The organism is Micromonospora sp. NPDC048905 (genome assembly GCF_040649655.1).
GTDB lineage: Bacteria > Actinomycetota > Actinomycetes > Mycobacteriales > Micromonosporaceae > Micromonospora.
On sequence record NZ_JBEZFV010000006.1, the window covers coordinates 232,173 to 244,441 of the forward strand.

Genomic DNA, 12,269 nt, shown 5'->3' on the forward strand with positions numbered 1-12,269 from the left:
ACACGGATGCTTCTCACGTTCGTGGCAGGATCTGCCAGGTGCAGGTCAGGATGCTTGGTCCATTCGAGGTTCGCGCGGACGTCGGCACCGTCATCGACGTGCCGGGCGCGCGGCTGCGCGGGCTGCTGACCGCCCTCGCGCTCAACCCGGGTCGCGTGGTCCCGAAGGGGACCCTCGTCGACTGGATCTGGGGTGAACATCCGCCCTCCGATGCGGCAAACGCCCTGCACCGCCTGGTTTCCCGGTTGCGGAAGGCGCTGCCGGAGGGGTCGATCGAGGGGCAGGCGGACGGCTACCGGTTGATCGTCGAACCCGATGACGTGGACGCCGTACGGTTCGAACGGCTCGTCGGCCTGGCTCGCGATGACGAGGGCGCGCAGCGGGGACGGCGGCTGCGCGAGGCCCTCGATCTGTGGCGCGGTGCGGCGATGCAGGACGTCGGCCTGGCCGACAGCGCGGCGCTCGACGCGGCGGTCACCCGGTTCGACAGGCTGCGGCTGACCGCCCTCGAGGATCGCTTCGACGTGGAGGTCGGCGTCGGCCACGGTCCGGAGTTGATCGCGGAGCTGACCGATCTGGTGGCCGCGCACCCGGTACGGGAGCGGCTGGTCCTCTCGTTGATGCGGGCGCTCGCCGCGAGCGGCCGAGACAACGAGGCGCTGCTCGTGTATCAGCGCACGAGTGCGGCGCTGGCCGACGCGCTGGGCGTCGACCCCTCGCCGGAACTCTCGGCGTTGCACGTCGCGCTCCTGCGGGGTGAGGTGCAGCAGCGGCGCGAGGAGCACCGGAAGACCAACCTTCGTGCCGAGTTGAGCAGCTTCGTCGGCAAGGACGAGGCCGTCGCCGAGGTCGGCGCGCTCGTCGCCGAGCACCGGCTCACGACCCTGATCGGGCCGGGTGGCTCCGGGAAGACCCGGTTGGCCACCGAAACCGCGCGCAGAATGCTCGACGACCTGCCGGACGGCGCCTGGCTCGTCGAGTTCGCCGCCATCGGTGCGGACGGTGACGTGGTGCAGGCGACGCTCGCGGGGCTCGGACTCCGGGACGCCCTGCTCGGTGAGCCACCGAGCATGGAGTTGATCGACCGGCTCGTCGCCGCGATCCGCGAGCGGGAGGCGTTGCTGATCCTGGACAACTGCGAGCACGTCATCGAGCCGGCGGCGGTGCTCGCGGACCGGCTGCTCGGGGAGTGTCGGCGGCTGCGGATCATCGCGACGAGCAGGGAACCGCTCGGCATCACCGGCGAGGCGCTCTGGCCGGTCGCGCCGCTGGCCCTGCCGGACGTCGATGCCGGCCCCGGTGAGATCGAGACCTCTCCCGCTGTCCGGTTGCTGCGGGACCGAGCGGGCGCGGTGCGCAGGGATCTGGCGGTCGACGATCTCACGCTGTCCACGATGGCGCGGATCTGTCGGGCGCTGGACGGGATGCCGCTGGCCATCGAACTGGCCGCCGCCAGGTTGCGCACCATGTCCATCGACCAGCTCGCCAGGCGGCTCGACGACCGGTTCCGCCTGCTGACCGGCGGCAGCCGTACCGCGTTGCCCCGGCACCGGACGCTGCGCGCGGTGGTCGACTGGAGTTGGGAGCTGCTGACCGACGCGGAGCGGGCGGTCCTGCGCCGGCTCTCGGTGTTCTCGGGCGGGGCGAGCCTGGAAGCGGCCGAACGGGTCTGCGCCGGCGACGAGGTCGAGCCGGAGGATGTGCTCGAGTTGGTCACCGCACTGGCCGAGAAGTCGCTGGTGGTCGCCGAGGGCGATGAGGCTCCGCGCTACCGGATGCTCGGCACGATCAAGGAGTACGCCGCACACCGCCTCGCTGAGGCGGGGGAATCGGACCTGGCGCGCCATGCGCACCTGACGTACTTCATCGAACTGACCGCGACCGCGGAGCCGCAGCTTCGTCGCGCGGACCAGGTGACCTGGCTCGCCACTCTCGAGCTCGAACATGACAACATCGGATCCGCGATGCGTGGTGCGCTCGCCGCGGGCGAGGCGCACGCGGCCATGCGGCTGGCCGCGGGTGCCGGCTGGTACTGGTGGCTGGGTGGTCACCGGACCGAAGGCATGGAGTTGATCACGGCGGCCACCGAGACGCCTGGCGAGGTCAGCGACGAGATCCGGGCCACGGTGTACGCGCTCGTCGTGCTCTTCATCAACTCGGGACCGGGTGACGAACACCAGGCGGCGGAGTGGATCCACAAGGCGTACGAGTTCAGCCAACGTGGTAACGGCAGCCACCCGGGGACGGCGCTCGTCGTCCCGCTGGAACGCATGCTGCGAGCCCCGGACGCGATCCTGCAAGCGTGGGAACCGTTGCTGGACGACGAGGATCCCTGGGTACGCGCGCTGGCCCGGTTGCAGCTGGGCAAGATGCGGATCATCTTCGGCCAGGACGGTCGGGATGTGGAAGCGCATCTCGTGGCGGCGCTCGCCGAGTTCCGGGCACTCGGCGAACGGTTCGGGATCTCGTTCGCCCTGACCGAGTTGGCGGAGCTGATTGCCGTACGCGGGGAGTTCGCCCGTGCGTGCGAGCTCTACGAGGAGGCGACCGCGGTCGTCACCGAGGTCGGCACCGTCGAGGACATCATCCGGATGCGGTCCCGGCAGGCTCAGCTGTACTGGTTGCTCGGCGATGAGAAGTCCAGTGCGGCTGCCATGGCCGAGGCACGGCGATGCGCGGCGCGGGTCACGTGGCCCGGTGCGTTGGCCATGCTGGCCCTGTCCCAGGCGGAACTCGCTCGCTGGTGTGGCCAGGCCGAAGAGGTCGCCCACCAGGTCGGTGTCGCGACCAGCCTGTTGCGCGACGAGGCGACACAGGCGCACATCCGCGTGCTGACACACGACCTGCTCGGCTATGTCGCGGACGATCTCGAGGCGGCGCGCAGACACCATTCCCTGGCCTGCGAGGCGGCAGCCGCGACGGGGCACGCACCCTCGATCGCGCGGGTACTCGTCGGTGTCGCGGACCTGGCGCTGCGCCGTGACCAGCATGAGCTGGCCGCGCGGCTGCTCGCCGCGAGCGCCGGCGTGCGGGGACGGCAGGATCACTCCCAGCCGGATGTTCCCCGGATCGAGCGGGAAGTACGGCGCCGCCTCGGCGAAGTGAGATTCGCAGAGGCGGCGCGAGAAGGCGGTCGGACGGAGTGGAATCGGTTGGTCGCGGTCACGCTCGCTTCGTGAACGTGGAACGTGCCCACAGGTATCCGACGAGAGCGATCCCGACGCACCAGGCGAGGGCGGGGATCACGTCACCGCTGGACGGCGTGCCGTTGAGGAAGCCGCGCAGCGTTTCGATGATCGGCGTGAAGGGCTGGTATTCCGCGAACTGCCGCAGCCCGGGTCCCATCTTGTCCGCCGGGACGATCGCGCTGCTGAAGAACGGAAGCATGACCAACGGTACGGAAGCCAGCCCCGCCGTTTCCGGAGACTTCGCCGAGAGCCCCAGGGCGACCGTGAGCCAGCCGGCGGCGAAGCCGAGCAGCACGATGACGCCGAGCACGCCGAGCCAGCCGAGGAGGCTCGCCGACGGACTGAATCCGAGCAGGAAGGCCACCCCGACCAGGGCCGCGATGGCGACCAGGTTGGTCAGTACGCTGGCGACGACGTGACCGGTCAGCACCGCGCCCCGGGAGACGTGCATGACTTTGAACCGGTTGATGATGCCCTTCGTCATGTCGGAGTTCACCGCCGTCGCGGTGGCCCCCAGCCCGTAGCAGACTGCCAACAGCATCAGTCCCGGAGTGGCGTAGTCGATGTAGTCGACGCCGACGTTGAAGGCGTCGCCGAACATGTAGACGAACATCAACATGATCACGATCGGCATCAGGACCGCGTTGAACACCGAGGTCGGGTTGCGGGTGAGGTGCGTGAAGTTGCGACGCAGCATGACGATCGAGTGGGACTTGGTGCTCATTTCGCGGAAACCTCCGGGGTGCGGGTGCCCGTCAGGGCGAGGAAGACGTCATCGAGGTCCGGCGTCTGCACGGAGAACCCTTCGGCGCTGATCGCGTACTCGTCGAGCCGGTCCAGCAGGGCCCGCAGCGAGGCGGTTCCGCCGTCACTGGGTACCCGCAGGGTCAGCGCCTCGTCGTCCCGGGTGGCGTCGCCGAGCACCCGGGCGGCGGTGTCGAGTTCGGCGACGGTGGTGAAGCGGAGTCGGACGTGGGTGCCGGGGATCTGGCGCTTGAGCTCGTCGGGCGTGCCCTGGGCGACAACGCGCCCCTGGTCGAGGACGGCGATCCGGTCGGCGAGCTGGTCGGCTTCCTCGAGGTACTGGGTCGTGAGGAAGATCGTCACACCGTCGGCCACCAGGTCCCGGATGATCGACCACATCGTGCGGCGGCTGCGCGGATCAAGGCCCGTCGTCGGCTCGTCGAGGAAGATGATCCGCGGCTCGCCGACGAGCGTCATCGCCAGGTCCAGCTTGCGGCGCATACCGCCGGAATAGGTCGACACCGGCTTCTGCGCGGACTCCGTCAGATCGAACCGCTCCAGCAGTTCCGTGACGACCCTCCTGCCGTCCTTGGTGGGCACCTGGCTCAGGTCCACCATCAGTTGCAGGTTCTCGCGTCCGGTCAGCAGCTCGTCCACGGCCGCGAACTGACCGGTGACCCCGATCGCGGCGCGTACCGCCTTGGCCTGGGTGGCGGCGTCGTGTCCGGCGACGCGTACGGTCCCGCCGTCGGCCTTCACCAGTGTGGTCAGCACGTTCACTGTCGTCGTCTTGCCCGCCCCGTTCGGGCCGAGCAGGGAGAAGATCGTGCCCGCGGGGACATCCAGATCGATGCCGTCGAGCACGACCTTGTCCTTGTAGGCCTTTCGCAGCCCGGAGACCGCAATCGCTGAACTCGTCATGTGGCTACCATCGGCGGCCGGCCTGTCACCGCCCTGACGCGACCGTGACACGGCCACTGACACGGTGTCCCACCTCGTCCCGCCCCGCGACTTCGAGCAGGACTGCAACGGATCCACCGCGACCGGCAATAGTCAGGTGTGACGAGCCAGATACAACCGTCCGACCAGGATCTGTGGTCGACCATCGCGGCCGGTGACGAGGTCGCCTTCGGCCGGCTCTTCGACAGGTACGCCCGGGCGGTCTACAACCACGTGTTCCGGCTCACCGGCTCGTGGACGCTCGCTGAGGACGTCACGCAGGCGACCTTCCTGGTCGCGTGGCGTAGACGCGGCGAAGCGGCGGTCCTGGTGGACGGGTCGGCGTTGCCGTGGCTGCTGGTGGTCGCCACCAATACGACCCGTACCGAGTGGCGCTCGGCCCGCCGGTGGTTGGCGGCCCTGCGGAGGTTGCCACCGGAGCGGGAGGCGACCGCGGACCCGGCCGGCGACATCGTCGCGCGGCTCGATGACGAACGGCAGATGACCGACGTCTTGGCGGTGGTCCGCCGATTACCTCGCGCGGAACGCGAGGCGGTGGCCCTGTGTCTGTGGTCCGGCGTGCCGTACGGCGAGGCGGCGACGGTCCTCGGCATCAGCGAGGGCGCGCTCCGTTCGCGCGTGAGTCGTGCACGGGCTCGGCTGGCACGGATGGTTACCGACGGCAACAAGGAGGAACGATGAAGGAGATTCTCGACCCGCCCGCCGAGCGCGATCTGCCGCCGGGCAGGGCGGTGCGGATGCGAGCGGACCTGATGACGTCGATCCGCCGGCCTCGACGCCGCAGGGCGGTGCGACTCGGGATCGCCACCGTGGCGACGGCTGCCGCGGTGGTGGTCGGGGTGGCGACGGTGCCGAGGGGAGACGAGGTGCGGCATCTGGCGATGGGTTCGGGTGAGCTGTCCCCGACGCTGCACCGGGCGGTGGAGAAGTGCCTGGAGTGGAACGGGCAGATGGAGCGGATTCCACTGTCAATAGACGATCTGGCCGTGGCCGCCGAACAGGACCACGACGGCGTGGCGCTGTTCATCACGGACACCGGCTATTTCACCTGCAATGTCTCGATGCGGCCGGGTGAGGAGATCAGTGGGGGTGCCACCGGTGAACGCGTCTGGCCGCAACGGGCCTGGTTGCCTGGCTCGATCCAGCGGCTCCTGCTCATGTCGACCGAAGTCGACGGGGGCGACGTCGCGGTGAGCGGCCGGGTCGCCGCTCGGGTGCAACGGCTGGTGCTGGAACACGGCGACGGGCAGACGACCACGGCGCGCTTGGCGCACGGGGTGTTCGGCCTGCTCACCGATCACGCAGAGGTCACCAGGGACGCCGAGTTGGTCAGCTATGACAGCACCGGGGCCGAGATCGACCGCCGTCCGCTGTTTCCGCCGTCCGACGAGTCAGACCACTGTTACGTGGACCCCGCCGGCACCATCGTCTACGGCAAGCCGGGAACGGACTGCCGACCCGCCGAGCCCTGGGGACGATAGGCGAGCCCGGTGAACCGCCGCGTCGCTATCGGGCGTTCACCGGGATCAGCAGGTCGATCTGATCGCGCCGGCGGTAGAACTCGATGCTGGGACGCGTCGAGTCGTGGTCGGCGACCTGCTTCAGCTCCGCGTACCGGGTGGGGATGTGCGAGTAGACCGCGGGCGGCTCGCCCCGCACGGTCGTCGACAGGTAGTGACCCCCGGGGATCGACCCGGACTCAAGCCCGTTCAGCGCGGCAACGTCGTCGTCCTGGACCTGCACACAGACCCGGTATGACCCGTCGGGCGGGCCGAAGACCCCGAAGAACTTCCGCCCGTGGAGTGACCCGACGATCGCCTCCAGGCGATCCCACGCCTCGGTGATCGCGTCCTGTTCGTCGGCGGTCGAGATGAACAGGACGGGTGTCTCCTGGCGCTCGACGCGCCGGGTGATCGGATCCGGTGCGGGCATCGACGCATTCATGGCCGGCAACCTATGCCACCCGTACGACAGGTCACTGCTCGTGCCCGCCCGATGGTGAGGCACTGCCCGACTGTTGGTGGCGTTGGAGGAGTTCCCGCAGCGCGTTGATCTCGGCAGTCAACGCGGCCTGCCCCTGCTCGGTGATCCTGATCCAGGTCTTGGGCCTGCGTCCGTGGTAGCCCCTCTCGATGTGGATCAGGTCGGCCTCTTCCAGCACGGCGAGGTGTCGGGAGAGGTTGCCTGCGGTGAGTTCGAGTGCCTCGCGCAGGTAGGCGACCTCCACCTGCTCGGCCTCGGCGGCGATGGTGAGGATGCCGAGCCGGTTGCGCTGGTGGACGGTGTCGCTGAGCCCGTTGGTCGGGTGCCCGCCGGGGCCGGTGCCGGTGCTCATGTCGACCTCTTACCCGTGGTGAAAAGAGCGATGATGCCACCGACGAGCAGGATCGGCGCCGGCAGCAGGGCCGCCAGCAGGACGCTGTAGCGGTTCAGGTCACCCGGCTGGAAGTCCGCGGTCTGGAAGTAGACGTTCACCAGGACGACCGCGGCGACGTAGCAGACGGTCACGACCGTCAGCCCGCGACTGCGTTCCAGTCGGGCCAGGACCAGCAGACCCACCGCGATGACCAGATGCGGAAACATGCCGCGATTGGAGACGCCCAACAGTGGTGTGGTCACCCAGCTGGTCGCGCTCGACACCGAGTTCGCCGAGTTGAGCAACAGGAACCGCAGCACGATCGGCAGCACGAGCCCGCCCAGCGTGCCGATGATGCCGGCCAGGACGTACGTCCGGGTCGGGGTCCGTACGCCCACCCGCGCGCCGTGCCATCGGTACCACCCGAGGGTGAGCAGGTAGCCGCCGACGAGTGCCACCAACCAGTACCACCCGAGGCCCGCCGAGCGTTCGAGGAAGTCGCCACCGAGGCCGGTCAGCGCGGGATTGTCCTGCGGCCCGCGCATGGCGAGCGGGTCGGCCGACTCCACGTACAGGGGTGCCGCTGCCGCGATCAGGAGACCGAACAGCAGGAGCGGCAACCAGTAGGCGTGCCGGGCGACCCGGGCGCGCCGGCGGAGCGCGGCCACCGTCGCGAGGAGTTCCGCGGGGTTGTCTCTGCTGTTCGGCGCGGTGCTCGATTGCTCCGACACGGTGACCTCCAGGCCGCTTGGCGCTGCTGCATTACCAATAGGTTTGCATCGCAAACCATTTTGCGCAAGAAGGCCACCGAACAACGCCATCCACCGGTATCGACAGTGGTGGTTCCACCGGAGCCTCGGCGCGGCTAGGGTCCGGCGTGGAGGTGGTCCGTGTTCACCGAAGCCTTTCCGATCGTGACGACACCTGACCTGCCACGACTGATCGGGTTCTACCGGGACGTGGTCGGCTTCGAGCTGACGTACCGGTTCCCCGCCGACGGCGTTCCGGAGTTCGTCGCCCTCCGCCTGGGCAACAGCGAGCTCGGCCTGGCCGCCAACCCGGAGGCTGGCGGGCCGGCCGATGCGAACCGCTGGGAGTTGTGCGTCTACGCCGATGACTGCGACGCCGCCGTGACCGCTCTGCGCTCGGCCGGCGCGACGGTCGTCGAGGAGCCGGTCGACCAACCGTGGGGTGAGCGGTCCGCCCGGGTCACCGACCCCGACGGCAACCGCATGCTGGTGCTGTCCCGCCTGTCCTAGGATCGGCTGCCGTCACCGTCGCCAGAACAGCAGGTGGGTGACCCCGCTCGGGCTGGGCACCGACTCACGGTGGAAGCGGTCGAGAAGGTCGTCCGGGCTGTCCCACAACCGCTCGCCCCGGTCGAGATCGACGGGCGCGACCACGATGTGCATCGTGTCGACCAGGTCGGCCTCGATGAACTGGCGGATGGTGTCGACCCCACCACCGAGGCGTACGTCCCGACCGTCGGCTGCCTGTTTCGCCTGGGCCAGGGCCTCGGCCGGGCTGGCGTCGAGGAAGTGGAACGTGGTGTCGGAGAGGCTGAACGACGGGCGCTCGTGGTGGGTGAGCACGAAGACCGGCGTGTGGAACGGCGGGTTGTCGCCCCACCAGCCCTGCCAGTCATGGTTCTCCCAGGGGCCACGCTGGGGGCCGAACTTGTTGCGACCCATGATCTCCGCGCCGATGTTGCACTCGGCGTCGCGGGTCAGGTAGTCGTCCAGGCCGCGAGTGCCGCCCGGCTCGGTGCGATACACGAAGCTGGCGGTGGCGGCCCGCCAGGAGAACAGCGGGGTGGGGTCCGCGTGGCCGAAGGGCCGTTCCAGGCTCTGTCCCTCTCCGGTGCCGAATCCGTCCCGCGAAACGTTGAAGCACTGCACCCGCAGCAGCTGCGGCATGGCCATCTCCTCTCGGTTCGACGTGTCGGATTCAAGTGGTGGTCGCCGTCGGGCCACCGCCGCTGCCCCGATCGTCGAGCACGAGGGGCGCCCGACCGTTCACCTCGTACCGGATGTGGGTGACCTGCGGCGTGTGGATGACCCGGGTCGGCGTCAGCTCGATCGCCTCCTTCTCGCCGAGGTCGAGGTCCGCGTCGAACAGCCGGAGTCCGGTGCCGAGAACGACGGGTACGACGTGCAGCTCCAACTCGTCGAGCAGGCCGGCCCTGAGCACCTGCCGCACCAGGGCGCCGCCTCCGGCCACGGCGACGTTCTTACCGCCGGCCGCGGCGCGCGCCTGCTCGACGGCGCTGGCCACGCCCTCGGTGACGTAGGTGAAGCTGGTGCCTCCGCCGCGCAGCAGAGTCGGACGGGGGCGGTGCGTGACGACGAAGACCGGCGCGCGAAACGGCGGCTCCTCGCCCCACGGCACCTCACCGCCGTCGGCCATCCGGCGCCCCATCACGTACGCCCCGGCGGCCCCGAACGACTCGGCGACGACCTCGGAGTTGGCGTCCCGCTCCCCGCCGGCGAAGCCCTGTCGTTCACGCCACGCCGCGACCTCGGTCGCCCAGCGGGTCACCCGGAAGAACCCGGCGCTCTCCGCCGAGTCCATCCAGTTGCCGTTCCCGTCGAACTGGGGGCCGGCGTAGAAGCCGTCCATCGACACGGACAGTTGTGCGGTCACCTTCGTCATCGCGCCTGGTCCTCTCCTCGGCTGACACCTCGACCCGGGTGTCGCTCCCCGAGGGGTCGGAGCCGAACGCCGGCGCCCTACCGAGCCGAAGTGTGACGCGCGTCACCTGTTGCTCCGGCCGGGACGGCTACGACCTGCGGTTGCGGATCGCCGCCTCGATCCGCAGACCGAGGCCGGTCAGGATGAGGAAGGTGGCGAGGATGTGCGGATCAAGCCCGCTGTAGTCGGACGCCATGGTGATGAGCGAGATCATGAACCCGGCAACCAGCGACACCGTGCCGAGTGCTCGTACGGTCTCGACCCGCTGCGCCGGTAGGTCCACGCCGGAACGGTAGCGGGAACCAGCGCCGCGCGGTGCCCTGCGCGGTCGACGTCGGTGACCTCCTCGGCAGCACTCGACACATCGGGCAGGCTTGGCTAGCCCTCGAGTTGCCGGTTCAGCAAGGTGCCCGAGGGGGCGTAGCCGTGGCGGCGGTAGAAGCGCACCGCACCGTCGTTGCGGTGGTGGATGCCCGCCGACAGGCTGGTGATCCCGTTCTCGGCCGCCCATCGGCCGGCAGCGTCGACCAGGGCCGAACCGACCCCGCGTCCCCGGGCCGTGCCGGACACCACCGTGTGGATCTGTGCCGACGGCTCGGGACGCAGGATCTGGTGCGCCGGCGGCTCGGGCAGGCGCAGCAGCTCGACCATTCCGACCACCTGCCCGTCCAACTCCGCGACGAGAATCGCGTCCCCGCCAGCCCCCTTGGTCAGCACTGCCGTGAAATGGTGGGCGACCGCCTCGCGCTGCGGCAGCCGGTAGACGTCGGGGGCCAGGGAGAGGTGAGCTTCGGCGTTCGCCAGGCGCAGATCCACGAGTGCCGGCACATCTGACAGTCCCGCCGGTCGTACCGTCGGCCCGATCCTCCGCATCACCACGATGTTAGGGCAGCTCCGGCGGGCACGACTAGGCTGGTGATCATGAGGATTGGCATCGTGATTCTGCCCGACCAGCGGTGGGCGGAGTCGCGGCATCGCTGGCGGCAGGTTGAGGAGTGGGGCTTCGACCACGCCTGGACGTACGACCACCTGGGCTGGCGGGACCTTGTCGACGGCCCGTGGTTCGACTCGATGGCCACGCTGACCGCCGCCGCCACGGTGACCTCCCGCATCCGGCTGGGCACCCTCGTCGCGTCGCCGAACTTCCGGCACCCGGCCGCGTTCGTCCGGCAGATCACCACCGTGGATGACGTCTCCGCTGGTCGGTTGGTCCTCGGCCTCGGCGCGGGCGGCATCGGTTTCGACTCGGCGGTGCTGGGCGGCGAGACGCTGCCGCCGCGCCAGCGGGTCGAACGGTTCGCCGAGTTCACCGAGCTGCTGGATCTGATCCTCCGCGAGGACGGCACCACCTGGCGTGGTGACTGGTTCGCCGCCGTGGACGCCCGCAACAACCCCGGCTGCGTTCAGCAGCCCCGGGTGCCGTTCGTGGTGGCCGCCAACGGGCCACGGTCGATGCGGCTGGTGGCCCGCTTCGGCCAGGGCTGGGTGACCACCGGCACCGGTGACGACAACGACCTGGCCGGCTGGTGGGACAGCGTGGCCGCCCTGTCCGCGCGGATGGACCGGACGTTGGACGAGGCCGGCCGCGATCCGGCAACCCTGGACCGTTATCTCTCGCTGGACGCCGCACCGGTCTTCTCGCTCAGCAGCGCGCAGTTCTTCGCCGATCAGGTCGGCCGGGCCGCCGACCTCGGCTTCACCGACGTGGTGGCGCACTGGCCGCGGGCCAGCAGTTGGTACGCGGGCGACGAGGCCGTCCTGGCGGACGTGGCGACCCGACTGCTCCCGCAGTTGCGCGGCTGAACACGCATCCCCGGTAGGGACCGCGCCGGTGGCCGCCCAGGCCGTGCCCGCGCCGCCGCCGCGACCGGCTCAGGTGCCGAGGTCGCCGCTGGCCACGCCGCCCTCCCCGCCGGAGACCAGTCGCAGGCGGATGCAGACGATCGGGGTGTCGTCATCGACCGGGGTGCCGAGCCGCGCCCAGTAGGCCGAGTGCCCGGCCCGCCACTCCTCGATCGACCGGTCACCCTCGCCCTCGGAGTGGGCGAAGTCCCAGGACACGTCCGCGAAGCGGACCACCTCCAGCCCGGTGACCTCCACCACGCCGGCCAGCGCGTCGTCGTCGTCGACAAGCGCCAGCCGTTCGCCGACGTGCTCCAACTCCTCGCCTTCTACCGCGTAGTAGGCGAGCCGTCCGGCCGTTGCGGTCTTCACGCCGGCGAGTACCAGGGTGTTGAGGGTCGCCCGCAGCTCACCGGGAGTGCCGAGGGCGAGGGTGCGCAGTCCACCGATCCGAGGCCACATCCTGCCGAGGCTAGGCCAGTGCGCCC

15 protein-coding genes are annotated in these 12,269 nt (G+C 69.9%); 5 read left to right on the forward strand and 10 right to left on the reverse strand.

Annotated features, from left to right (window positions below; translation table 11 throughout):
- Positions 1 to 38: 38 nt before the first annotated feature.
- Positions 39 to 3,179: a BTAD domain-containing putative transcriptional regulator gene (locus AB0C01_RS18000; protein ID WP_357571642.1), complete on the forward strand. Its 3,141-nt coding sequence runs from the start codon at positions 39 to 41 to the stop codon at positions 3,177 to 3,179.
- Here AB0C01_RS18000 and AB0C01_RS18005 read toward each other — a convergent pair.
- Both AB0C01_RS18005 and AB0C01_RS18010 read right to left on the reverse strand, forming a co-directional pair.
- Positions 3,163 to 3,912: an ABC transporter permease gene (locus tag AB0C01_RS18005; protein ID WP_357571643.1), complete on the reverse strand. Its 750-nt coding sequence runs from the start codon at positions 3,910 to 3,912 to the stop codon at positions 3,163 to 3,165. The two genes, AB0C01_RS18000 and AB0C01_RS18005, sit on opposite strands and share 17 nt — an antisense overlap.
- The gene (locus AB0C01_RS18010) at positions 3,909 to 4,853 is read right to left on the reverse strand and encodes an ATP-binding cassette domain-containing protein (RefSeq protein ID WP_357571644.1); all 945 of its coding nucleotides are present in this window, start codon (positions 4,851 to 4,853) and stop codon (positions 3,909 to 3,911) included. The genes AB0C01_RS18005 and AB0C01_RS18010 overlap by 4 nt, the downstream gene beginning before the upstream one ends.
- Before the next feature lie 138 nt (positions 4,854 to 4,991).
- Between AB0C01_RS18010 and AB0C01_RS18015 the strand changes: the two genes are divergently transcribed.
- Entirely contained in the window at positions 4,992 to 5,573 is a 582-nt protein-coding gene (locus tag AB0C01_RS18015; protein WP_357243276.1) for an RNA polymerase sigma factor, read from the forward strand.
- A complete protein-coding gene (locus AB0C01_RS18020; RefSeq protein ID WP_357571645.1) occupies positions 5,570 to 6,373 on the forward strand; it encodes a hypothetical protein in 804 nt (267 codons plus the stop codon). Before AB0C01_RS18015 ends, AB0C01_RS18020 begins: the two co-directional genes overlap by 4 nt.
- Before the next feature lie 25 nt (positions 6,374 to 6,398).
- Here AB0C01_RS18020 and AB0C01_RS18025 read toward each other — a convergent pair whose 3' ends face one another.
- The 3 genes from AB0C01_RS18025 to AB0C01_RS18035 are packed head-to-tail and all read right to left on the reverse strand — an operon-like array spanning position 6,399 to position 7,979.
- Positions 6,399 to 6,836, reverse strand: a complete 438-nt coding sequence (locus tag AB0C01_RS18025; protein WP_357243282.1) for a GyrI-like domain-containing protein — start codon at positions 6,834 to 6,836, stop codon at positions 6,399 to 6,401.
- 31 nt (positions 6,837 to 6,867) lie between these two features.
- Positions 6,868 to 7,227, reverse strand: a complete 360-nt coding sequence (locus tag AB0C01_RS18030) for a transcriptional regulator (RefSeq protein ID WP_357243285.1) — start codon at positions 7,225 to 7,227, stop codon at positions 6,868 to 6,870.
- On the reverse strand, positions 7,224 to 7,979 hold the full coding sequence (locus tag AB0C01_RS18035) for a hypothetical protein (RefSeq protein ID WP_357243288.1): 756 nt from the start codon (positions 7,977 to 7,979) through the stop codon (positions 7,224 to 7,226). The genes AB0C01_RS18030 and AB0C01_RS18035 overlap by 4 nt, the downstream gene beginning before the upstream one ends.
- Positions 7,980 to 8,162: 183 nt before the next feature.
- On the opposite strand from AB0C01_RS18035, the gene AB0C01_RS18040 reads away from it, so the two are divergent.
- Positions 8,163 to 8,507 carry a VOC family protein gene (locus AB0C01_RS18040; RefSeq protein WP_357243291.1) on the forward strand — a complete coding sequence of 115 codons (345 nt, stop codon included), beginning with the start codon at positions 8,163 to 8,165 and terminating at the stop codon, positions 8,505 to 8,507.
- A 12-nt stretch (positions 8,508 to 8,519) separates the two neighbouring features.
- Here AB0C01_RS18040 and AB0C01_RS18045 read toward each other — a convergent pair whose 3' ends face one another.
- The 4 genes from AB0C01_RS18045 to AB0C01_RS18060 all read right to left on the reverse strand — a co-directional run bounded on the left by AB0C01_RS18045 (position 8,520) and on the right by AB0C01_RS18060 (position 10,812).
- Positions 8,520 to 9,164 carry a dihydrofolate reductase family protein gene (locus AB0C01_RS18045; protein ID WP_357243294.1) on the reverse strand — a complete coding sequence of 215 codons (645 nt, stop codon included), beginning with the start codon at positions 9,162 to 9,164 and terminating at the stop codon, positions 8,520 to 8,522.
- A 31-nt stretch (positions 9,165 to 9,195) separates the two neighbouring features.
- A complete protein-coding gene (locus AB0C01_RS18050) occupies positions 9,196 to 9,900 on the reverse strand; it encodes a dihydrofolate reductase family protein (RefSeq protein ID WP_357571646.1) in 705 nt (234 codons plus the stop codon).
- A 127-nt stretch (positions 9,901 to 10,027) separates the two neighbouring features.
- Positions 10,028 to 10,222, reverse strand: coding sequence for a hypothetical protein (locus tag AB0C01_RS18055; protein ID WP_357243300.1), 195 nt, complete (start codon positions 10,220 to 10,222; stop codon positions 10,028 to 10,030).
- 95 nt (positions 10,223 to 10,317) lie between these two features.
- Positions 10,318 to 10,812, reverse strand: coding sequence for a GNAT family N-acetyltransferase (locus tag AB0C01_RS18060; RefSeq protein WP_357571647.1), 495 nt, complete (start codon positions 10,810 to 10,812; stop codon positions 10,318 to 10,320).
- A 42-nt stretch (positions 10,813 to 10,854) separates the two neighbouring features.
- On the opposite strand from AB0C01_RS18060, the gene AB0C01_RS18065 reads away from it, so the two are divergent.
- Positions 10,855 to 11,742 (forward strand): LLM class flavin-dependent oxidoreductase, encoded by an 888-nt coding sequence (locus AB0C01_RS18065; RefSeq protein ID WP_357571648.1) that lies wholly within the window; start codon positions 10,855 to 10,857, stop codon positions 11,740 to 11,742.
- A gap of 69 nt (positions 11,743 to 11,811) precedes the next feature.
- Here AB0C01_RS18065 and AB0C01_RS18070 read toward each other — a convergent pair whose 3' ends face one another.
- Entirely contained in the window at positions 11,812 to 12,243 is a 432-nt protein-coding gene (locus tag AB0C01_RS18070; protein WP_357571649.1) for an ASCH domain-containing protein, read from the reverse strand.
- Positions 12,244 to 12,269: the final 26 nt, after the last annotated feature.